Source organism: Streptomyces altiplanensis (genome assembly GCF_053591575.1).
The window spans coordinates 1-19,929 of the sequence record NZ_JBSFUB010000038.1; the positions used below are offsets into that span (position 1 = coordinate 1).

General features: G+C 71.6%; 17 protein-coding genes. 11 read left to right on the plus strand and 6 right to left on the minus strand.

Annotation, left to right across the window (positions count from 1 at the left end; all coding sequences use genetic code 11):
- The 4 genes from ACWD0Y_RS18285 to ACWD0Y_RS18300 all read right to left on the minus strand — a co-directional run.
- Positions 1–2,505, minus strand: a 2,505-nt coding sequence (locus ACWD0Y_RS18285; RefSeq protein WP_450261369.1) for a family 78 glycoside hydrolase catalytic domain, incomplete at its 3' end; no start/stop codon positions are given.
- 52 nt (positions 2,506–2,557) lie between these two features.
- A complete protein-coding gene (locus ACWD0Y_RS18290; protein ID WP_450261370.1) occupies positions 2,558–3,469 on the minus strand; it encodes a carbohydrate ABC transporter permease in 912 nt (303 codons plus the stop codon).
- A gap of 5 nt (positions 3,470–3,474) precedes the next feature.
- Positions 3,475–4,359, minus strand: coding sequence for a carbohydrate ABC transporter permease (locus ACWD0Y_RS18295; protein ID WP_450261371.1), 885 nt, complete (start codon positions 4,357–4,359; stop codon positions 3,475–3,477).
- A 102-nt stretch (positions 4,360–4,461) separates the two neighbouring features.
- Positions 4,462–5,781 (minus strand): ABC transporter substrate-binding protein, encoded by a 1,320-nt coding sequence (locus tag ACWD0Y_RS18300; protein WP_450261372.1) that lies wholly within the window; start codon positions 5,779–5,781, stop codon positions 4,462–4,464.
- A gap of 253 nt (positions 5,782–6,034) precedes the next feature.
- On the opposite strand from ACWD0Y_RS18300, the gene ACWD0Y_RS18305 reads away from it, so the two are divergent.
- Complete coding sequence (locus ACWD0Y_RS18305) at positions 6,035–7,093, plus strand: LacI family DNA-binding transcriptional regulator (protein WP_450261373.1); 1,059 nt, start codon at positions 6,035–6,037, stop codon at positions 7,091–7,093.
- A gap of 345 nt (positions 7,094–7,438) precedes the next feature.
- Here ACWD0Y_RS18305 and ACWD0Y_RS18310 read toward each other — a convergent pair whose 3' ends face one another.
- Entirely contained in the window at positions 7,439–8,356 is a 918-nt protein-coding gene (locus ACWD0Y_RS18310; RefSeq protein ID WP_093798292.1) for a LysR family transcriptional regulator, read from the minus strand.
- A 129-nt stretch (positions 8,357–8,485) separates the two neighbouring features.
- Here ACWD0Y_RS18310 and ACWD0Y_RS18315 point away from each other — a divergent pair, with 129 nt between their 5' ends.
- The 10 genes from ACWD0Y_RS18315 to ACWD0Y_RS18360 all read left to right on the plus strand — a co-directional run bounded on the left by ACWD0Y_RS18315 (position 8,486) and on the right by ACWD0Y_RS18360 (position 19,162).
- Entirely contained in the window at positions 8,486–9,484 is a 999-nt protein-coding gene (locus ACWD0Y_RS18315) for a fumarylacetoacetate hydrolase family protein (protein ID WP_450261374.1), read from the plus strand.
- Positions 9,481–10,473 carry a cyclase family protein gene (locus tag ACWD0Y_RS18320; protein WP_450261375.1) on the plus strand — a complete coding sequence of 331 codons (993 nt, stop codon included), beginning with the start codon at positions 9,481–9,483 and terminating at the stop codon, positions 10,471–10,473. Before ACWD0Y_RS18315 ends, ACWD0Y_RS18320 begins: the two co-directional genes overlap by 4 nt.
- 23 nt (positions 10,474–10,496) lie before the next feature.
- On the plus strand, positions 10,497–11,627 hold the full coding sequence (locus ACWD0Y_RS18325) for an FAD-dependent oxidoreductase (RefSeq protein WP_450261376.1): 1,131 nt from the start codon (positions 10,497–10,499) through the stop codon (positions 11,625–11,627).
- Complete coding sequence (locus ACWD0Y_RS18330) at positions 11,624–12,637, plus strand: amidohydrolase family protein (protein ID WP_450261377.1); 1,014 nt, start codon at positions 11,624–11,626, stop codon at positions 12,635–12,637. The genes ACWD0Y_RS18325 and ACWD0Y_RS18330 overlap by 4 nt, the downstream gene beginning before the upstream one ends.
- 13 nt (positions 12,638–12,650) lie before the next feature.
- Positions 12,651–13,589, plus strand: a complete 939-nt coding sequence (locus ACWD0Y_RS18335; RefSeq protein WP_450261378.1) for a VOC family protein — start codon at positions 12,651–12,653, stop codon at positions 13,587–13,589.
- A gap of 298 nt (positions 13,590–13,887) precedes the next feature.
- Positions 13,888–14,859 (plus strand): fumarylacetoacetate hydrolase family protein, encoded by a 972-nt coding sequence (locus tag ACWD0Y_RS18340; RefSeq protein WP_450261379.1) that lies wholly within the window; start codon positions 13,888–13,890, stop codon positions 14,857–14,859.
- On the plus strand, positions 14,856–15,638 hold the full coding sequence (locus ACWD0Y_RS18345) for an SDR family NAD(P)-dependent oxidoreductase (protein ID WP_450261380.1): 783 nt from the start codon (positions 14,856–14,858) through the stop codon (positions 15,636–15,638). Before ACWD0Y_RS18340 ends, ACWD0Y_RS18345 begins: the two co-directional genes overlap by 4 nt.
- Positions 15,639–15,740: 102 nt before the next feature.
- Positions 15,741–16,523, plus strand: a complete 783-nt coding sequence (locus tag ACWD0Y_RS18350) for a CoA transferase subunit A (protein ID WP_450261381.1) — start codon at positions 15,741–15,743, stop codon at positions 16,521–16,523.
- Positions 16,523–17,173, plus strand: a complete 651-nt coding sequence (locus ACWD0Y_RS18355) for a CoA transferase subunit B (RefSeq protein WP_450261382.1) — start codon at positions 16,523–16,525, stop codon at positions 17,171–17,173. Before ACWD0Y_RS18350 ends, ACWD0Y_RS18355 begins: the two co-directional genes overlap by 1 nt.
- Positions 17,174–17,470: 297 nt before the next feature.
- Positions 17,471–19,162 (plus strand): lysyl oxidase family protein, encoded by a 1,692-nt coding sequence (locus tag ACWD0Y_RS18360; protein WP_450261383.1) that lies wholly within the window; start codon positions 17,471–17,473, stop codon positions 19,160–19,162.
- A 74-nt stretch (positions 19,163–19,236) separates the two neighbouring features.
- Here the strand turns inward: ACWD0Y_RS18360 and ACWD0Y_RS18365 are convergent, their stop codons facing one another.
- On the minus strand, positions 19,237–19,890 hold the full coding sequence (locus tag ACWD0Y_RS18365; protein ID WP_450261423.1) for a response regulator: 654 nt from the start codon (positions 19,888–19,890) through the stop codon (positions 19,237–19,239).
- Positions 19,891–19,929: the final 39 nt, after the last annotated feature.

Genomic DNA, 19,929 nt, shown 5'->3' on the forward strand with positions numbered 1-19,929 from the left:
GGCCGTGCAGCCTTCGGGCACGGTGACGCGGGCCGTCACGCCGGCGGCGGTCAGCTCCCACGACAGGGCGGCGGTTCCGTAAGGCGTCTCGTGACGGGTGCGGGCCCAGGTGATGCCGCCCCCGGGTCGGGGCCGGAAGGCGATGGAACGGTATCCGAGGGCGGTGGCGGTGATGCCGCCGACCACGCGGTGGAGCCAGTCGGCGACGGCGCCGAGGGCGTAGTGGTTGAAGGAGGTCATCCCCCCGGGGTTGAGGGTGCCGTCGGGGCGGAGGCTGTCCCAGCGTTCCCAGACGGTCGTGGCGCCCATGGTGACGGGGTACAGCCACGAGGGGCACTCCGTCTGGGTCAGCAGGCGGTAGGCGACGTCGAGGTGGCCGGTGTCGGTGAGGGCGTCGCAGATCAGCGGGGTGCCGACGAAGCCGGTCGCGATACGGGCGTCGTCCGCCAGGACGAGTTCGGCCAGGCGGTCGCCCGCGGTCTGCCGCTGCCGCGGGGTGAGCAGGCCGAAGGCGAGGCCGATCGCGTAGGCGGTGGGGCTGTCACTGGTCATCCGGCCCGAGGGCAGGACGTACCGGTCGCGGAAAGCCGCTGCCACTTCGCCGGCCAGCGCCGCATACCGCCCGGCTTCCGCGTCGTACCCCAACTCCGCTGCCGACAGGGCGAGATGGTGTGCGGAGTGGGCGAAGTAGGCGGTGGCGACGAGGTAGCGGTCGGTGCGTCCGGCAGCCGGGTCGTCCGGCGGTGCGGCGGGATCGAGCCAGTCCCCCAGCTGGAATCCGGTGTCCCACAGCCTGCCGGGACCGGCCAGGCGCTCCATCAGGCCGACCCACTTCTCGGCCATGGGGTAGTGACGGCGCAGGAGTCCGAGGTCACCGAAGCGCTGGTGGAGCACCCAGGGGGTGAGGGTGGCGACGTCGCCCCAGGCGGCTCCGGGCTGGACGGGGGTCCACATCGGCCCGCCGGGGATGACGGGTACGTACCAGGGAACCGTGCCGTCGGGGAGCTGCTCGACGCCGACGTCGGTGAGCCAGGAGTCGAGCATGCCGGCGCAGTCGTGGAGGAAGCTCGCGGTGGGGGCGAAGACCTGGATGTCGCCGGTCCAGCCGAGGCGTTCGTCGCGCTGGGGGCAGTCGGTGGGGATGTCGACGAAGTTGCCGCGCATGGACCACACGACGTTCTCGTGCAGGCGGTTGACCAGCGGGTCGCTGCACTCGAACCAGCCGGTGCGGCGCATGTCCGTGTGGTACACCCGTGCGGTGACGGAGCCGTCCGTCAACTCCCCCGGCCAGCCGGTGACTTCGGCGTACCGGAAGCCGTGCAGGGTGAAGCGGGGTTCCCAGGTGAACGGTCCGCCGCCGGCGAGGACCAGGGTGTCGGTGGCGTGCGCCTCGCGCAGGGGGCGCGTGGCCGGTTCGCCGTCCTGGAGCACCTCCGCGTGCCGCAGGGTGACGGTGGTGCCGGCGGGGCCGTCGACGGTGATCCGCAGGCGGCCGACGAGGTTCTGGCCGAAGTCGAGGAGGTGGCGGCCGTCTTCCGTGCGGGTGACGGTGACCGGGGCGATCTCCTCGGTGCAGCGCACCGGCGGGCCCTGGGGGGCGATCAGGGTGTGGGGATCGCGGACGCCGGTCCGTACGGGGGTCCAGTCGCCGGAGCCGGCGCCGGACGGTGCGGCCCAGTGCGGGTCGTGGAGGCGGGCGTCGAAGGTCTCCCCCTCGTACAGGCCGCTGGTGAGGACGGGGCCGGGGGCGGCCTTCCAGGACGGGTCGGTGGCGATGACGGTGGTGGTGCCGTCTGCGTACGTGACCTCCAGCTGGGCGATGAGGGACTGGTCGGTGCCGTAGATGTTGCGGGTGCCGCCGTCGAAGCCGTACGTGCCGCGGTACCAGCCGTCGGCGAGCCAGGCGCCCATGGTGTTGGCGCCCTCCGTGAGGTGACCGGTGACGTCGTGGGTGCGGTAGCGCAGCCGGCGGGGGTAGACCGTCCAGCCCGGGGCGAGGGCCTCGTCGCCGACGCGCCGCCCGTTGATCTCCGTCTCGTACAGGCCGTGGGCCGTGATGTAGAGGCGGGCGCGCGCGACGGGCCGGTCGAGGGTGAAGTCCCGGCGGACACGGGCCGGACGGCGATCGGTGTCCGGGTCCTCGTCCCAGCCGGCGCCGACCGGGACCGCCAGCCAGTCGGCCGGATCGAGCAGGCCGGCCTCGACGGTGCTCGGTCCGCTCCACGGCGAGGGGGCCGCCGGGCCGGCGGTCCAGACACGGACGCGGACGGACACCCGTTCCCGGGAGGCCAGTGGCTCGCCGGGCCAGGCCACCAGCACCTGGCCGGCGCTGTCGACGCGACCGGTGCGGTGCACGCGGCCGGCGCGGTCGAGTTCGAGTTCGTACGCCTCCTGGCGGCCGGAACCCGGCCCCAGCGTCCACGACAGGCGGGGGGATGCGGCGCCGGTGCCGAGGCCGTCCGGGAGGTGCTCGAAGCGGACTGGGGAGGGCTGAGGGGGCAGCAAGGGGGGACCTCTCTTTCACGTGCGGGAGCGGGCGGGCGTGGTGGGCGCGGGGTCAGCCCTTGACCGCTCCCGAGGTGAGGCCCTTCATGACCTTCTGGTTGAGGAAGAGGTAGATCAGGAGGGTGCCGAAGACGTTGATGCAGATGGCCGCGAAGAGCGGGCCGTACTGGGTGGCGCCGAAGTCGCCGGTGAAGTTGAGGAGGCCGACCTGGATGGTGCGCAGGTCCTGGTTGTTGGTGAAGGTCATGGCGATGAGCAGGTCGTTCCAGATGAAGAAGAACTGCACCAGGCCGACGGTGAGGAGCGCGTTGCGGACCAGGGGAACGCTGATGGTCCAGAAGGCCCGGAGGATGCCGGCGCCGTCGAGGGTGGCGGCTTCGAACAACTCCCGGGGAACGGTCCGGTAGTAGGTGGCCATCATGAAGACGGTCAGGGGCAGGCCGGTGCCGGTGTAGGTGAGGATCAGCGGCCACAGGGTGCCGGACAGCCCGGTCTGGAAGTACACGGTGAACAGGGGCAGCAGGATCATCTGCGGGGGCACCATCATGCCCGCGAGGAAGACCAGCAGGGTGAGGCTGCGGCCCTTCCACACCATGATCTGCAGGGCGAAGCCGGCCGCCGTCCCGAGGAGCAGCATCAGCGCCAGCGCCGGTACGACCGCCAGCAGGCTGTTCTGCAGGTACAGGCCGATGTGGCCCGTGGTCCAGGCATCGGCGTAGTTGCCCCACTCCCAGGTGGTGGGCAGGCTCCAGGTGGAGTTGTTCAGATGGTCGTCGTTGGACTTCAGGGACGTCAGGAACATCCAGACCAGCGGGTAGACCTCGACGACCAGCAGGAGGCCGACTACTGCCTTCACCCACAGCCGGCCGCCCCGGCGGTGACGGGGCCGGGCCGGGCCGCCGTGGGGGCTCGCGCCCCGGCGGCCCGCGGAGGAGGTCTTCACAGGGGTGTCGATGGTGGCCATGGTTCTCAGCCCTCCGTGAGGTCGCGCCGCGAGACGCGGTAGACGACCAGGCTCACCAGCAGGCATACGACGGTCAGCAGCAGGGCAATGGTGCTGCCGTAGCCGTAGTCGCTGTAGGTGAACGACGTCTGGAACATGTACAGGGTCAGCGGGGTCGTGCCGTTGCCGGGACCGCCGCCCGTCAGGGCGACGATCGAGTCGAAAGCCTTCAACGTGCCGTTGACGCTGAAGATCAGGGACGACATCAGCACGGGCAGGGAGAGCGGCAGCACGATGTGGCGGATCAGGCGCGGGCCCGTCGCCCCGTCCAGACGGGCCGATTCCAGGACCTCGTCGGGGATGTCGACCAGGCCGGCGAAGAGGAGCACGGCGTAGAAGCCCATGGAGCGCCAGATGTCCATGACGATCAGGACCCAGAACGCGCTGCCCGCGCTGCCGAAGAAGTCGACGGAGTCGATGCCGGCCGCGTTGAGCAGGGAGTTGACGGGACCGGTCTGCGGGGCGACCTGGAAGAACTTCTGGAAGAGGAGGCCGACGGCGACGGTGGGCAGGACCACGGGAAAGAACACCAGCGTGCGGATCAGCGCGGAAGCGCGTCTGAGGAAGAACACGTACAGCAGGGCCAGCAGGTAGCCGGCGATCACTTGGCCCGCCGTGACGGTCACGGCGTACTTGAGGGTGAACCACAGGGCGTCGTGGACGGCCTGGTCGTCGAGGAGGCGGGAGAAGTTGGCGACACCGTTGCCGGTGAAACCTTCGATGGTGTTGCCCTTGGTGAAGGAGTAGCCGAGCGACCACACCATGGGGACCAGCATGATCAGTGAGTAGACGAGGAGGGCGGGACCGAGCAGGATCGCGATGGCCCTGCGGTCACCGAGTACGCGGTGCATGGGTGGTGTCCACTTTCCGTTCCGTTGGCCGTTGGGGAGACGGGTCCGGGGGCGGCCCGCACGGGGTGCGCCAGGAGGCCCGCACGGGCCGCCCCCGGCCGGTCACTGGGAGGCCAGCGCGTCCTGGACCGTCTGCATGAACTGCTTCGGGCTCGTGCTTCCGCCGACCAGACCCGCCGCGTTCTGCTGGCTGACGGTGGTGGCCCTGGTGCTGAACAGGGCCTCGAACCACAGGACGTTCTGCTTCGAGGAGCTGACCGTCTGGCGGACCTGTGTGGTGACCTCGGCGTTGTCCTCGACCTTGGTGTTCACCTTGAACCCGGAGATGGACCCGTGGTCCTTCAGCGCGGTGCTGCCGTAGTTCTCGGCGATGCAGGAGACCCAGTCACCGGTCTTCTTGTCGAAGGTCCTGGCGCCGAGGGCGATGCCGAGGCCGATGTTGGAGGGGTACTGGTCGACCGAGCCCGCGCCGCCGTCGACGGCGGGGAAGGGCATGAACCCGATGTTCTCGGCGCCGGCCTTGTTCTGCTTCTCGTCGGTGATGTTCGCCAGGGCCCAGCTGCCCATGTAGAACATGCCGGCCTTGCCGCTCAGGAACTGGTTCATCGCGGTGTCGTAGTCGATGGAGCCGACGCCCTTGCCGAAGTAGCCCTTCCTGCCGAGTGCGGCGATCTCCCCGGCTGCCTCGACGTACTCCGGGTCGGTCAGCTCGGCCTTGCCGTCGGCGACGTCCTTCAGGGCGTCCGGGCCGAGGCTGCGGTAGAGGTAACCGCTGATCAGCCGGGTCAGCGGCCAGCCCTGCCGGCCGGAGGCGGAGAACGGCTGGACGCCCTTCGACTTCAGCTTCGCCGCTGCGGCCACCAGCTCGTCCCAGGTCCCGGGGATCTTCACACCGTGCTCGCCGAACAGCTTCTTGTTGTAGAAGATCCCCTCGACGTTGTACTCGTACGGCAGGACCGCCAGCTTGCCGCCGTACAGCGCCTTGATCGTGGAGACGGCGGCCGGCTCCAGCTGGTCGTAGGCTCCGAGGGCCTTGAGCTCCTTCTCCAGGTCGGCGACCTTGCCGGACGTGTCGAGCTGCTGGGTGAGGGCCGGGGCGTTGCCCGCGGCAAACTGCACCGGCAGCGCGTCCTGTCCGGCCAGCAGCTGGAGCTTCTGGTCCAGACTGGCCTGCGGCACGGTCTCCACCTTCAGTGGCAGGGCTTCGTCCGCTGCCTTGCACGCGTCCTTCGACAGGGTGGTCAAGGCGGTCTTGACCGTGGTGTTCTCGGTAACGCTCAAGTAGCTGAAGTCCTTGGGCGCGGCCGGGGAGACACCGCCACCACTGCCACCGCAGGCGGTGGCGAGGAGGGCCATGGAGGCGGTGCCGACCGTGAGGAGGCTCAGGCGTGTGCGGCGGGCGCGGGGCATGCGGAGGGGCACGGATGACTCCCTGGGATCGTGAGAGGAGGAGGGGGCGCGGAGAGCGGCGCCAGGGCGGCGAGCAGGCCCGGCCGCACATGAAGTCGTGTAAAACGTTCTTCACCGAGAAGTGGGCTACACCCTGCACCCCTCCCCCGTTGCCGTCAAGACACAGAGTTGTAATAACCGGGGTTTCATGGAAAGTGACTTGACGCCGCCCGGGGGTCGCCATGTAGACCGTTGCACTACAACCACGGAAAATGGAGTACTGACGATGGACGGGCCTGCCACGCACCAGCAGAGCAAGCGGAGCAAGCGGGTGACCATCACCGATGTCGCCCGCCACGCCGGCGTGTCCACCGCCGCCGTGTCCAAGGTCCTGCGCAACGCCTACGGTTCGAGCCCGGCCATGCAGGAGAGGGTCCGGACGGCGATCGCCGAACTGGGCTACCGCCCGCATGCGGCGGCGCGCGGGATGCGCGGCCGGACCTACACCGTCGGTGTGCTGCTGGACAACGTCCGCAACGCGTTCTTCGCGGACATCCTCGACGGCGTCAACGAGGAGCTCCGCCAGAGCGAGTACACCGTGCTGATCGGCGCGGCCGGATTCGGGCCGGAGGAACAGGCCAGGACCGTCCGCTCCATGGTGGACCGTCAGATGGACGGCCTGATCCTCATCGCGCCGGGAACGCCCCGCCCCGAGGTGCTGGCCACGGCCGCGTCGACGCCGACCGTGGTCATCGGCCACCACGACGGCGCGGACACGCACGACTCGGTGGTGGACGCCGACGACGTCGGCGCCGGTCTGGTGGTGGATCACCTGGTCTCGCTCGGACACCGTGACATCGCCCTCGTCTCGGCCGCGGGCGCCAAGGCCGGGCAGTGGAGGCGCACGCCGGAGATCGTGCTGACCGACGGCTACCGCGAGGCCATGGAACGGCACGGCCTCGCGGAGCACGCGCAGGTCCACCACGCCGCGTACTCCGACGACGGCGGCTTCAAGGCGGGCATGACCCTGCTGACGGCGGAGCGTCCGCCGACCGCCGTCATGACCGGCGCCGACGTCGCCGCTCTGGGCATCTACCGGGCGGCCCACGAACTGGGCTTGCGCATCCCGGACGACCTCTCGCTCGTCGGCTACAACAACACCGCCCTCGCCGCCCTGGCCCCCGTCCAGCTGACCAGCGTCGACCAGGCGGGCCACACCATGGGCCGCACCGCCGCCAGGATGCTCATCGAACGGGTGGAGGGCCGGCGGGACCGGGCCATGCAGACCACGATGACGCCCCGCCTGGTGGTGCGCTCCAGCACCGCGGTGCCCCGGGACCGCTAGGCCGCGCCGGGGACGGGCATGCGGCTGCCGGCCATCGGCAGGACGGCGGGCGGTCTGCCGCGCACGGCCGGAGAGGCGCCGTGGTCACGGGCGGGGGGAGCGGGCACGGCGGCACTCCAGGGCGCGAGGCGGGAAGGCGGCGCCGCACGGCGGACGGGTCCGGTGGCGGAGAGGCGTCGGCGTACGGGCGCGTGATGTGCCACGACTATGCGCTCCGGGCACCGGCCTGCCCACCCCTGACGCGATCCGATTTTCCGATGCCGCCGATCCAGCGCGTGGATACCCCCGGGGTTCCGGGGCCGGAGCACCGGATGCGCGCGGGGCGCGCCCGTCGCGGGGCGCGCCTCACATCCGGTGCGTGTCCGCCAGCCGCCTGCCGACCCGCGCGGCCGTCTCGCGCAGCCAGATGTGGGCCGCGTCGTGCGTGTGCACCGGATGCCACCACAGTGCCTCGCGCAGGGGGACGGCCTCGTACGGCGGCTCCAGTACGCGAACGGCGGCGAGTGGCGCGAGGAGCCGGGCGAGACGCGCCTGGACCAGGGCGACGCGCCGGGTGCCCGCCACCAGCAGCGGCAGCAGCTGGAAGCTGTCCACGGAGACCTCCACGCGCGGCTCGACGCCCAGCATGCCGAGCTGGCGTACGGCCGGGGCGTCGTAGGTCCGCTGGTAGGTGACCCACGGCAGCCGGGCCAGGTCCTGCCGGGTGATCCGGTCGACGACGCTCGGGTGGTCGTCCGCGACGAGGAAGACCCAGCGGTCCTCGTAGAGGTCGGTGGCGGGGAAGTCGCTGATGACGCCGTGCGGCATGAGCAGGCCGTCGGTCGCGCTCAGCAGGGTGGCGGTGTCGTCCACCACGGTGGGCGGCGTCTGGGTGAAGCGCAGCCGGATGCCGGGGGCCTCCTCGTGCACGACCCGGGCCAGTTCGGCGCCGAAGACGGCGACGGCGTAGTCGGACGCCACGAGCCTGAACTCGCGGCTCTCCTTGTCCGGGTCGAAGTCGGCCTGGCTGGCGAAGAGGCGTTCCAGCACGTCGTAGGCGGTGGAGGTGCGGTCGAGGAGGACCTGTCCGAGAGCGGTGAGTTCGTAGTGACCGCCGACCCGGGCGAGCAGGTCGTCGTCGAAGTGGCGGCGCAGGCGGGCCAGGGCCGCGCTCATCGCGGGCTGGCTGAGCCCGACACGCTGCCCGGCGCGGGTGACGTTGCGTTCCTCCAGGAGGGCGCGCAGGGCGACGACGAGGTTGAGGTCGAGGCGGGACAGGTTCACGGGGCTTCCCCTTGGCGGTACGGCACCGAACAGGGAGGAATAAACACGGTGGATGCCGACCATCCACAGAATCTATTTCCCTGATCGGAGGTGGTGGGTCCAGATTAGTCACACCGCAATCAGGAGGACATGTCCGTGAAACCCGAATCCGCGTCCGCGCTCTTCGCCGGTCCCTTCGCCCTTGGCACCCTCTCGGCCCCGGACGGGCCGGCCTTCCCCGCCCTCGTCACCCCCGACGCCCAGGTGCTCGATCTGCAAGTCGCCTTCGACGACGAGCGGTTGACGGTCCGGAGCCTGCTGGACCGCTGGGAGACGGCTCTGCCACGGCTGCGGACGCTGGCCGGTGAGAGCGGCCTCGAACGGAAGCCGCTGGCGGACTTCCGGGTACACGCGCCCGTCGAGCCGCGGCAGGTGTTCCAGTCGGGGGCGAATTACCGGCAGCACGTGATCGACCTGCACGTCGCGCACCGGGACCCCGCCGACGACCGCTCCGAGGAGGAGCGGCGCGCCGAGGCGGCGGAGATCATGGACCGGCGGGCGGCCGAGGACCTGCCGTACGTGTTCATCGGCCTGCCGAGCGCGATCACGGGTCCGTACGACGACGTCGTGCTGCCCGCCTGGGCCGGGAAGCCGGACTGGGAACTGGAGTTGACGGCCGTGATCGGCCGGCCCGCGTACCGGGTGTCCGTCGGGGAAGCCCTGCGCTGCGTCGCCGGCTACACCATCGCCAACGACCTCACCGACCGCGCCACCGTCTTCCGGCGGGACATGCCCCAGATCGGCACCGACTGGCTGCGCTCCAAGAACGCGCCCGGCTTCACCCCGCTCGGCCCCTGGATCGTGCCCGCCGAGTCGGTGGCCGACCCCGACGACCTGCGGCTGACCCTGAAACTGAACGGCGAGACCATGCAGGACGAGTCCACCAAGGACATGATCTTCAACGTGGCGCGCATGGTGGCGTACGCCTCCCGGACCGCCCGCCTCCTGCCCGGCGACCTGGTGCTGACCGGCTCCCCGGCCGGCAACGGCATGCACTGGGGCCGGCTGCTGCGGGACGGCGACGTCATGGACGGCTCGATCACCGGGCTCGGCGCCCAGCGCACCCGCTGCGTGGCGGAGGCGTCGTGACGCACGACCGGCACGACCCCGAGGGCGCGGTCGCGCGGGCCGCCGAGGCGTACTCCAACTGGGGCCGCTGGGGCGAGGACGACGTACTGGGCACCCTCAACTTCCTCGACGAGGCCAAACGCCGCGAGGGCGCCGCGCTCGTCCGGCGGGGCGTCAGCTTCTCCCTCTCCCAGCGCTTCGACATCAACGGCCCCCAGAAGGGCTGGCGGCGGCGGACCAACCCCGTCCACACCATGCTCGACACCGGCACCGACGCCGCCCTCGGCAACCAGGGGCTCCCGCACGGCATCGGCGGCGCCGACGACGTGATCGCCATGCCGCTGCAGTGCTCCACCCAGTGGGACGGGCTCGGGCACATCTTCGACCACGGCAAGGCGTGGAACGGCCGTCCGGCCGAGCAGGTCGTCACCTCCGACGGCGACCTGGTCACCGGCATCGAGCACATGGCCCCGCACGTCGCCGGACGCGGTGTCCTGCTCGACGTGGGCCGGGCGATCGGAGAAGAGGGCGAGCTGCCCGACGGTTTCGCGATCACCGAGGAGCACCTGACCGCCACCGCCGAGGCCCAGGGCGTGACCGTCGGGCGCGGCGACCTCGTCGTCGTACGCACCGGACAGCTCGCCCGGGTGCGCCGACGGGGCTCCCCCCACGCCGAAGGCGGTGGGGGAGGCTGGGGCGACTACGCCGGCGGTCCCGCGCCCGGTCTGTCCTTCACCACCGCCGGCTGGCTGCACGGCACGGAGATCGCCGCGATCGCCACCGACACCTGGGGCTTCGAGGTGCGGCCCAACGAGTTCGAGCACGCCTTCCAGCCACTGCACCAGGTCGCCATCCCCCACCTCGGGCTGCTCATCGGCGAGATGTGGGACCCGGACGCGCTCGCCGAGGACTGCGCGGCCGACGGCGTGTACGAGTTCTGGCTCACCGCCGCCCCGCTGCCCATCACCGGAGCCGTCGGCTCCCCCGTCAACCCGATCGCCGTCAAGTAGACCGAGGAACAAGGGAGTTCCCCATGACCACACCCCGTACGGTCCTCGTCGTCGGCGGTGGCGCCGCCGGCAACGCCGTGACGGTCCTGCTGCGCCGCGCCGGACTCGCGGTGGACCTGATCGAGGCCAAGGACGACTGGAACGTCACCGCCGGCTCCGGCATCACCCTCCAGGGCAACGCCCTGCGCGTCCTGCGGGAACTGGGTGTCTGGGAGCAGGTGCGGGAGTCCGGCTTCGGTTTCGGCTCGGTCGGTATCACCGCCCCCGACGGTACCCCCCTGCACGTCGCCGAGGATCTGCGCACCGGCGGCGACGACCTGCCCGCCACGGTCGGCATGCAGCGCCCCCGATTGCAGCAGATCCTGACCGACGCGGTCCGGGCGAGCGGGGCCCGCGTACGCCTGGGCACCAGAGTGGAGACACTGGAGCAGGACGCCGACGGCGTGTCCGTCCGCCTCAGCGACGGCGCCGAGGGCCGCTACGACCTGGTGATCGCCGCCGACGGCCTGGGCTCCGCCACCCGCGCGGCGATCGGCATCACGGTCAGACCCGAGCCGACCGGCATGGCCATCTGGCGCGTCGCCGCCCCGCGCCCGGCCGGCGTGGTGCGCACCGACCTCGCGTACGGCGGCCCGGCCTACATCGCCGGGTACTGCCCCACCAGCGACACCACCCTGTACGCGTACGTCGTCGAGGCCAACCGCGACCGCGCCTCGATACCCGCCGGCTCCCACGCCGACGAGATGCGGCGCCTGGCCTCCGCGTACGGCGGGTTCTGGCCGGAGATCACCGCGCACATCACCGACCCGGCGAAGGTCAACTACACCTGGTTCGACCGGATGCTGGTGGAGGGCTCCTGGCACCGCGGCCGGGTGGTCCTCGTCGGCGACGCCGCCCACTGCTGCCCGCCCACCCTCGCCCAGGGCGCCGCCCTGTCGCTGGAGGACGCGTGGGTGCTCGCCCAGATGCTGTCCGGCGCCGGGCAGTGGGACGACGCGCTGCTCCAGGCGTACTACGAGCGGCGGATCGCACGCGTCCGTCCGGTCGTGGAGGCGTCCGTGCAGATTGGGCAGTGGCAGCTCGACGGCGTCCGCGACGCCGACGTGCCCGGCCTGATGGCCCGCACCATGACGATGCTCCGGGAGCTGCCGTGACCGCCCGCCCGTCGCCGACCGTCGACGTCCACGCCCACGTCCTGCTGCCCGAGGTCGAGGCGCTGGTGGCGGACCTGCCGGGGCTCGCCGGGGCGAAGGCGCTGGACGCCCGCCGCAACGGCCCCGCCGCCCTCGCCGTCAGCGGCCCCATGGTGCGCGAACGCGTCCCCCGGCTGACCGGCACCGCCGCACGCCTGGCCGCGATGGACGCCCAGGGCGTGGACGTCCAGCTGGTCAGCCCCTCCCCCTCGCACTACCACTACTGGGCCGACGAGGGGACGGCCGAGAAGGTGTACCGGACCGCCAACGAGGCGACGGCCGCGCACTGTTCGGCCGCCCCCGACCGGCTGCGCGGGCTGGGGCTCGTACCCCTCCAGCACCCGGAGCACGTGGTGCGCGCACTCGACCACGCCCTGGCGCAGGGGCTGTCCGGCGTGGAGATCTCCAGCCACGCGCCGGGGCGGGAACTCTCCGACCCGGCCTACGCTCCTTTCTGGGCGCGGGCCGAGGAGACGGGCGCGATCGTCTTCCTGCACCCGTTCGGCTGCACGCTCGACGAGCGCCTCGACCAGTGGTACCTCTCCAACACCGTCGGCCAGCCCACCGAGAACGCCGTCGCCCTGTCCCACCTCATCTTCTCCGGCGTGCTGGACCGCCACCCCGGCCTGAAGCTGATCGCCGCGCACGGAGGCGGTTACCTGCCCACCCACATCGGCCGCTCCGACCACGCGTGGTCGGTCCGCTCCGACGCGGGCGCCGGCTGCGCGCACCCGCCGAGCAGCTACCTGAAGCGGCTGTACTTCGACTCGCTCGTCCACGACCCGTACGTACTGCGCGAGCTGGTCCGGGCCGCCGGTCCCGACCGCGTGCTGCTGGGCTCGGACTTCCCCTTCGACATGGGCACCGAGGACCCGGTGGCCGCCCTGCGCGCCGCACGTCTTCCCGAGTCCGACTTCGACGCCGTACGCGGCGGCAACGCCTGCGCCCTGCTCAACCTCGCCCTCGCCTGAGGAGGAACCCGTCATGACCGCACGTCTGCTCACCCATCTGCGGCACGTCGACCTCGCCGTGCCCGACTACGACAAGCAGCTCGACTTCTACGCGGGCGTCTGGGGCCTGACCAAGGTCGCCGAGGACTCCGGCATCTCCTTCCTGGCCGCCGAGGGCAGCCCGGAGCAGTACGTCGTACGGCTGCGCCAGGCCGAGGAGAAGCGCCTCGACCTCGTCTCCTACGGCGCCGCGAACCCCGCGGACGTCGACACCCTCGCCGAGCGCCTGCTCGCCGGCGGCGTCCAGCTGATCTCGCGGCCGGGCACCGTCGACACCCCCGGCGGCGGCTACGGCTTCCGGTTCTTCGACGTCGACGGCCGCACCATCGAGGTCTCCGCCGACGTCGAGGTGCGGCAGCACCGCAAGATCGAGGAGAAGGAGGCCATCCCGGTCAAGCTCTCCCACGTCGTGCTCAACTCGCCCGACCTGAACCGCACCCGTGAGTGGTACGAGCGCCACCTCGGCTTCGCGCTCAGTGACACGCTGTCCTCGCCCCGCATGGGCGAGGTCATGCACTTCATGCGGATCAGCAACCAGCACCATTCCATGGCCATCGCCCAGGGCCCGCACACCGCCCTGCACCACGTCTCCTTCGAGATGCGCGGCATCGACGAGTACATGCGCGGCTCCGGCCGCGTGCTGCGTGCCGGTTTCCGCAAGATCTGGGGACCGGGCCGGCACATGGCGGGCGACAACACCTTCACCTACTTCCTCGACCCGCACGGCAACACCGTCGAGTACACGACGGAGCTGGAAGAGCTCGACGAGGACACCTGGCACCCGCACGTCTACGACTTCTCCCAGCCCGAGGTCACCGACCAGTGGGGCACCGCCAACCCCATGAACGAGCTGATCGCGAAGGAGTCCTTCAACGACGTGGACCGCGGCGTGTTCGTCGCCCCGCCGGTCTGATCCCTCCCCGAACCCCGGGGGCGCGGCACTCCTGTCAACGCCCTGACTGCCCGCCGCGCCCCCGGCCCGGGACCGTGGTCCGCTGGTGCCCTGGTGCCCTGGTGCCCTGGTGCCCTGGTGCCCTGGTGCCCTGGTCCGCTGGTCCGCTGGTCATGAAGCCGTCAGCACCGCGTGGTACGCGAAGCACGAACCACCACCCGGGCAGCGGGCTGCCGCGGGCGCGTCACCGTGGGCCACGGCCTCATAAGCATCCCCCTTCACCGACCTCCCCGGCCTCCCCTTCAACAGGAGTCGCACCATGCGTTTCGCCGCTTACGAGCACCGGCACCGCCACCGAGTGGCCGTCGTGGAAGAGGACGGCACCCTCCTCCCCCTGCCCGGCGTCACCTCGCTCACCGCTCTGCTCACGGAAACCGACGGCCTGCCGGGACTGCTCGCCGCCGGAGCGGCGGCGCTCGACGTGCCGCCCGGCCCCCATGTCTCACAGGTACGGCTGCTTCCTCCCCTCCAGCCCTCCTCCGTAAGGGACTTCGTCACCTTCGAGGAGCACGTCGAGGGCGTACGGCGGTCCATGGAGGGCACCGGCGGCGTCCCCGGGCAGTGGTACGCGGCCCCGACCTTCTACTTCACCAACCCGCACGCCGTCTTCGGCCCGCACGACGACATCCCCGTGCCGCCCGGCTCCACCGCCCTGGACTTCGAGCTGGAGGTCGGTGCGGTGATCGGCCGCGAGGGCCGCGACCTCACCCCCGAACAGGCCCGCGACCACATCGTCGGCTACACCGTCTTCAACGACTGGTCCGCGCGCGACCTGCAATCGGCGGAGATGAAGGTGGGCCTGGGCCCCTGCAAGGGCAAGGACACCGCCACCACGCTCGGCCCGTACCTCGTCACCGCCGACGAACTGGAGCCGTACCGGGACGCCGACGGCTTCCTGCGCCTCGCCCTGACCGCCGAGGTCAACGGCGAGACAGTCGGCAAGGACCTGCTGTCCAACATGAGCTGGACCTTCGAGGAGATGACCGCCTACGCCTCCCGCGGCACCCGCGTCGTGCCGGGTGACGTCCTCGGCTCCGGCACCTGCGGCAACGGCGGCTGCCTCGCCGAACTGTGGGGCCTGCGCGGCGAGCGGACGCCGCCGCCGCTGAAGCCGGGCGACACCGTCACCCTGACCGTCGAGGGCATCGGCACCGTCTCCAGCACCGTCGTCCCGGGTGCCGAGCCCGTGCCCCTGCCGGCCGGCCGGCGCCGCGGCCGGGAGCGGCCGTGACCGGCCCGCAGCCCTCGGGGCGCCTCCCGGCCGAAGGCCGGGGGAGGCTGCTCGGCAAGGTCGTCGTCGTCACCGGCGCGGCCCGCGGCCAGGGCGCCGCCGAGGCCGAGGCGCTCGCCCGGGAGGGCGCCCGCGTCGTCGCCACCGACGTCGACCCCGCGAGCGGCTGCCGGCGCCTGGATGTCACCAGCGAGAAGGACTGGGCCGGACTCGCCGCCGACCTGCGCGAGGCGTACGGGCAGGTGCACGGCCTGGTCAACAACGCGGGCATCACCTGGCGCGCCCGCGTCGGTGACGTACGCCCCGAGGACATGGCCCGGGTCCACGCGGTGAACGTCACCGGCCCCCTCCTCGGCATCCAGCACCTGGCCCCGCTCATGCCACCCGGCTCCTCCGTCGTGAACGTCGGCTCCTCGGCGGCACTCACCGCCCACTACCCGGTCGCCTACACGACCAGCAAGTGGGCGCTGCGGGGCCTGTCGAAGACCGCCGCCCTGGAGCTGGGCCCGCGCGGCATCCGCGTCAACACCGTCCACCCCGGCTACATCGAGACCGGGATGACCGCCTCCGCCGCGCCGGCCTTCCGCGAGGCCAACGTCCGCGAGACCCCGCTGGGCCGCACCGGAACCGTCGGCGAGGTCGCCCCGCTGGTCGTCTTCCTGCTGTCGGACGAGGCGTCGTTCATCAGCGGAGCCGAGATCCCCGTGGACGGCGGACTGACCGCGCACGGCGGCGTCAAGTCCGTCTCCGACGCCCTGCGGCCGGAGGCCGGCGGATGAGGCGGCCCGACGGCGGGGCGGCCCTGGTCTCCGGCACCGCCCGCGGCCGGGGCCGGTCCGCCGTCCTGCCCGGCTCGGCACACTGAAAGGAACACGCACACCATGGACAAAGTGATCGGCAGCGCCGCCGAGGCGGTCGCCGAAATCCCCGACGGCGCCTCACTGGCCGTCGGCGGCTTCGGCCTCAGCGGCGTACCCGAAGTCCTCGTCCGCGCCCTGTACGCGCAGGGCGCGAGCGGCCTGGAGGTCGTCTCCAACAACTGCGGTGTGGACGGCCGGGGTCTGGGCATCCTGCTGGCCTCGGGCCGCATCGCCCGGGTGACCGGCTCGTACGTCGGCGAGAACAAGGAGTTCGCCCGCCAGTACCTGTCCGGCGAGCTGGAGGTGGAGCTGGTGCCGCAGGGCACCCTCGCCGAGCGCCTGCGGGCCGGCGGCGCGGGCATCCCCGCCTTCTACACCCCGGCCGGCGTGGGCACCCAGGTCGCCGCCGGCGGCCTGCCCTGGCGCTACGCGGCCGACGGGACGGTCGCCGTCGCCTCACCGCCCAAGGAGACCCGCGACTTCGCGGGCCGCCCGCACGTCCTGGAGCACGGCATCACCACCGACTTCGCGCTCGTACGGGCCTGGCGCGGCGACCGGCACGGCAACCTCTGCTTCCGCCGGGCCGCCGCCAACTTCAACCCCCTCGCCGCCATGGCCGGCCGCGTCACCGTCGCCGAGGTCGAGGAACTCGTCGAGCCGGGTGAGCTGGCCCCCGAAGAGGTGCACCTGCCCGGCATCTACGTGCAGGGGGTCGTGGAGCTCGACGCCGACGAGGCCGCCGACAAGCAGATCGAGCGCCTTCTGACTTCCGCATCTCCGACACGAGGGACGGTACGTTCCTGATGACCTGGACCCGCGACCGGATGGCCGCCCGAGCCGCCGCCGAACTCACCGACGGCTCCTACGTCAACCTCGGCATCGGCCTGCCCACCCTCGTCCCCGGCCACCTCCCGCCCGGCGTGCACGTCGTCCTGCACTCCGAGAACGGCATCCTCGGCACCGGCCCCTACCCCACCGAGGACGAGGTCGACCCGGACCTGATCAACGCCGGCAAGGAGACCGTCACCGTGCTGCCGGGCGCCTCCTTCTTCGACTCGGCGCTGTCCTTCGGGATGATCCGCGGCGGCCACATCGACACCGCCGTCCTCGGCGCCATGCAGGTCTCCGCCCACGGCGACCTCGCCAACTGGATGATCCCCGGGAAGACGGTCAAGGGCATGGGCGGCGCGATGGACCTCGTGCACGGGGCCCGACGCGTCATCGTCCTGATGGAGCACACCGCCAAGGACGGGAGCCCGAAGATCCTGGAGGAGTGCACCCTGCCGCTCACCGGCAAGGCGTGCGTCCACCGGATCATCACCGACCTCGGCGTCCTCGATGTCACCGACGACGGCCTCGCTCTCGTCGAGACCGCCCCCGGCGTCACCGTCGAGGACATCACCGCGCGCACCGGCGCCCCCCTGCTCCTGGGCAGCTCCACCGCAGCCTGCTGATCGGGAGGGGCTCGCCCGCCGGGGTGGGCCGCTCGGCCAACGGACAGCGGGTCGTCCGGCGGGGCGTAGAGGCCGGGCGTAGCGGCCGGGCTCCGAAGAGCCCCGGCTCTCTTACCACAACGGGGAAGCCCCGGGGCGGAAACAGCGTCATGACGGCTTGATCCGGCATTCAGGGTCTGTTTTCGGACAACGAGCCGTGTCTCGCGAGGTCCCAGACAACCCATGCGGCCCTCCAGCAACTCTCACGGACCGGAGACAGTTCCGCGATCAGATCAGGCACCCGGAAAACGAGGAATTATGACCAGATTCCCCCAAGCCCGTCCATGGCGTTCGGCGATCGCCGGCGCCGCGGCGATCACCGTGACCGCCGGCCTCGTCGCCGCCGCGCCCGACGCCGAGACGGAGCAGCCCGCGCCGAAGCTCAGTCTGATCGCCGCCTCGGGTTCGGTGACGCTCACCTCGTGGAAGGAGAGCCCCGGCGTCTACCTGGACCTCGGTACGTACGTCACCGCCGAGAACGGCCCCCTCGAACTCAAGGTGACCCGCAAGTCCTACAAGGACCCGGTCGTGGCCACGCAGGTCATCCGCGAGAAAACGAGGACCCGGACCAAGACCCTTCCCCAGGGCCTGGTGAAGGACTTCGCGGGACTGCCGGACTTCGCCCAGATCAAGATCACCGATGCGGCCGGCCGGACCGTGCTGAACAAGTCCGAGGCCTTCTGCCCGAACAACGCCTCCGGCCGGATACGCCCCGACGCCCCGGCCAGGTCGAAGTACCCCGAGAGCTGTCCCGAGAACCCGTTCACGCTCGGCTCGGTGTGGGGTGTCGAGAAGGGCTGGGCGTCCAACACGTACGCGGGCTACTACTCCGACCCGGTCGCCCTGCCGGCCGGGAAGTACACCGCCAAGGTGTCCGTGAAGAAGCGCTACCGCGAGCTGTTCGGCATGGAGAACAAGTCCCGGACGATCAAGGTGACCGTACGCGAGCGCAGCTACGAGGACGACACGGGCGCGGCGTCCGCCATGGCGCACGGGTCGCACGCGGCCGGGCACTCCGGTCACAGCGCGATGCGCGCGCCGGCGCCGGCCCCCGCGACGAGCGGGGCGGGACCGTCGTACAACGTGGGTCACGGGCCCTACACCCCCGCACCGCCGGCGCTCCCCTGGGCGCTCGGAAAGGAAGCTTTCAGGGCGGCCCGGGTGGGTGACAAGGCCGGGCAGACCGACGGTTCCCGGAAGGCTCCGGCGATGAAGCCCGCCGCGAAGCGGCCGACCGGCGCGCCGAACGTGCCGAACGTGCCCAAGCCCGACCTGCGTTCGCTGCCGGCCTACGGCATCACCACCGACAAGGGCGAGGGCAGCACGGCGGGCAAGGACTACCTGGCCTTCAGCGCCAACGTGTGGAACGCGGGTCCCGCACAGCTCGTGGTCGACGGCTTCCGCGCTCCGGGCAAGGAGGTGATGGACGCCTACCAGTACTTCTACGACGCCGACGGGAAGCAGGTCGGCTACACGCCGACCGGCACCATGGAGTGGGACCCCCGCAAGGGGCACGAGCACTGGCACTTCACCGACTTCGCCAGCTACCGGCTGCTCAAGGCCGACCGGAAGGAGACGGTCCGCAGCGGCAAGGAGGCCTTCTGCCTGGCCAACACCGACGCGGTCGACTACACGGTGAAGAACGCCAACTGGCACCCGGACAACACCGACCTGTCCACCGCGTGCGGCCAGGAGAGCTCCATCTCCGTCCGGGAAGTGCTCGACGTCGGCTCCGGCGACACGTACACCCAGGACCTCCCCGGCCAGTCGTTCGACATCACCAACCTGCCGAACGGCACCTACTACATCCAGGTGCTGGCCAACCCCGAGAAGCGGCTCAAGGAGACCAGCCTCACCAACAACAGCGCTCTGCGCAAGGTCGTCCTGGGCGGCCGGGCGGGCGCCCGTACGGTGACCGTGCCCGCTCATCACCTGGTCGACGCCAACTGACCCGGGCCTGACGGAACACACGCGTCGATGCCGGCTCCCGGGCTCCGTGCCCGGGGGCCGGCGTCGTGGGCGGGTCAGCCGGTGCGATCGCCGGCACCCGCGGCGCCGCCCCTCGGGGTCACCAGCCCCGACTCGTAGGCGAAGACGACCAGCTGGGCGCGGTCGCGGGCGCCCAGTTTGACCATGGCGCGGCTGACGTGGGTCTTGGCCGTGAAGGGGCTGATCACCATGTGGGCGGCGATCTCCTCGTTCGTCAGGCCGTGCGCGACCAGCGCCGCGACCTCGCACTCGCGCCGGGTGAGCGTCTCGAAGCCGGGGGCCGTGCGGCGGTCCGGCGGGCGGGCGGCGAACTCGGTGATGAGGCGGCGCGTCACGGACGGCGAGAGCAGCGCGTCGCCGCGGGCCGCGATGCGGACGGCCCGGAGCAGGTCGGCCGGTTCGGTGTCCTTGAGGAGGAACCCCGCGGCCCCGGCGCGCAGTGCGTCGAAGACGTACTCGTCCAGGCCGTAGTTGGTGAGGATGACGACGTGCACCCCGGCCAGCGCCGGGTCGGCGGCGATGTGGCGGGTGGTCTCGATACCGGTCATCACCGGCATCTGCACGTCGACGAGCGCGACGTCCGGGACGTGCCGGCGGGCGAGTTCGAGGCCCTGGCGGCCGTCGGCGGCCTCGGCGACGACCTCGATGTCGTCCTCGGCGGCCAGCAGGGCACGGAATCCCGCCCGCATCAGCGCCTGGTCGTCGACGATCAGTACGCGCAGCGGGCC

What these genes read in the sequence shown, in the direction of transcription:
- ACWD0Y_RS18290 (WP_450261370.1), bottom strand. Translation starts at nt 3,469, where the DNA reads ATGGCCACCATCGACACCCCTGTGAAGACCTCCTCCGCGGGCCGCCGG.
- ACWD0Y_RS18295 (WP_450261371.1), bottom strand. Translation starts at nt 4,359, where the DNA reads ATGCACCGCGTACTCGGTGACCGCAGGGCCATCGCGATCCTGCTCGGT.
- ACWD0Y_RS18305 (WP_450261373.1), top strand. Translation starts at nt 6,035, where the DNA reads ATGGACGGGCCTGCCACGCACCAGCAGAGCAAGCGGAGCAAGCGGGTG.
- ACWD0Y_RS18315 (WP_450261374.1), top strand. Translation starts at nt 8,486, where the DNA reads ATGTCCGTGAAACCCGAATCCGCGTCCGCGCTCTTCGCCGGTCCCTTC.
- ACWD0Y_RS18325 (WP_450261376.1), top strand. Translation starts at nt 10,497, where the DNA reads ATGACCACACCCCGTACGGTCCTCGTCGTCGGCGGTGGCGCCGCCGGC.
- ACWD0Y_RS18335 (WP_450261378.1), top strand. Translation starts at nt 12,651, where the DNA reads ATGACCGCACGTCTGCTCACCCATCTGCGGCACGTCGACCTCGCCGTG.
- ACWD0Y_RS18340 (WP_450261379.1), top strand. Translation starts at nt 13,888, where the DNA reads ATGCGTTTCGCCGCTTACGAGCACCGGCACCGCCACCGAGTGGCCGTC.
- ACWD0Y_RS18350 (WP_450261381.1), top strand. Translation starts at nt 15,741, where the DNA reads ATGGACAAAGTGATCGGCAGCGCCGCCGAGGCGGTCGCCGAAATCCCC.
- ACWD0Y_RS18355 (WP_450261382.1), top strand. Translation starts at nt 16,523, where the DNA reads ATGACCTGGACCCGCGACCGGATGGCCGCCCGAGCCGCCGCCGAACTC.
- ACWD0Y_RS18360 (WP_450261383.1), top strand. Translation starts at nt 17,471, where the DNA reads ATGACCAGATTCCCCCAAGCCCGTCCATGGCGTTCGGCGATCGCCGGC.
- ACWD0Y_RS18365 (WP_450261423.1), bottom strand. Translation starts at nt 19,890, where the DNA reads ATGCGGGCGGGATTCCGTGCCCTGCTGGCCGCCGAGGACGACATCGAG.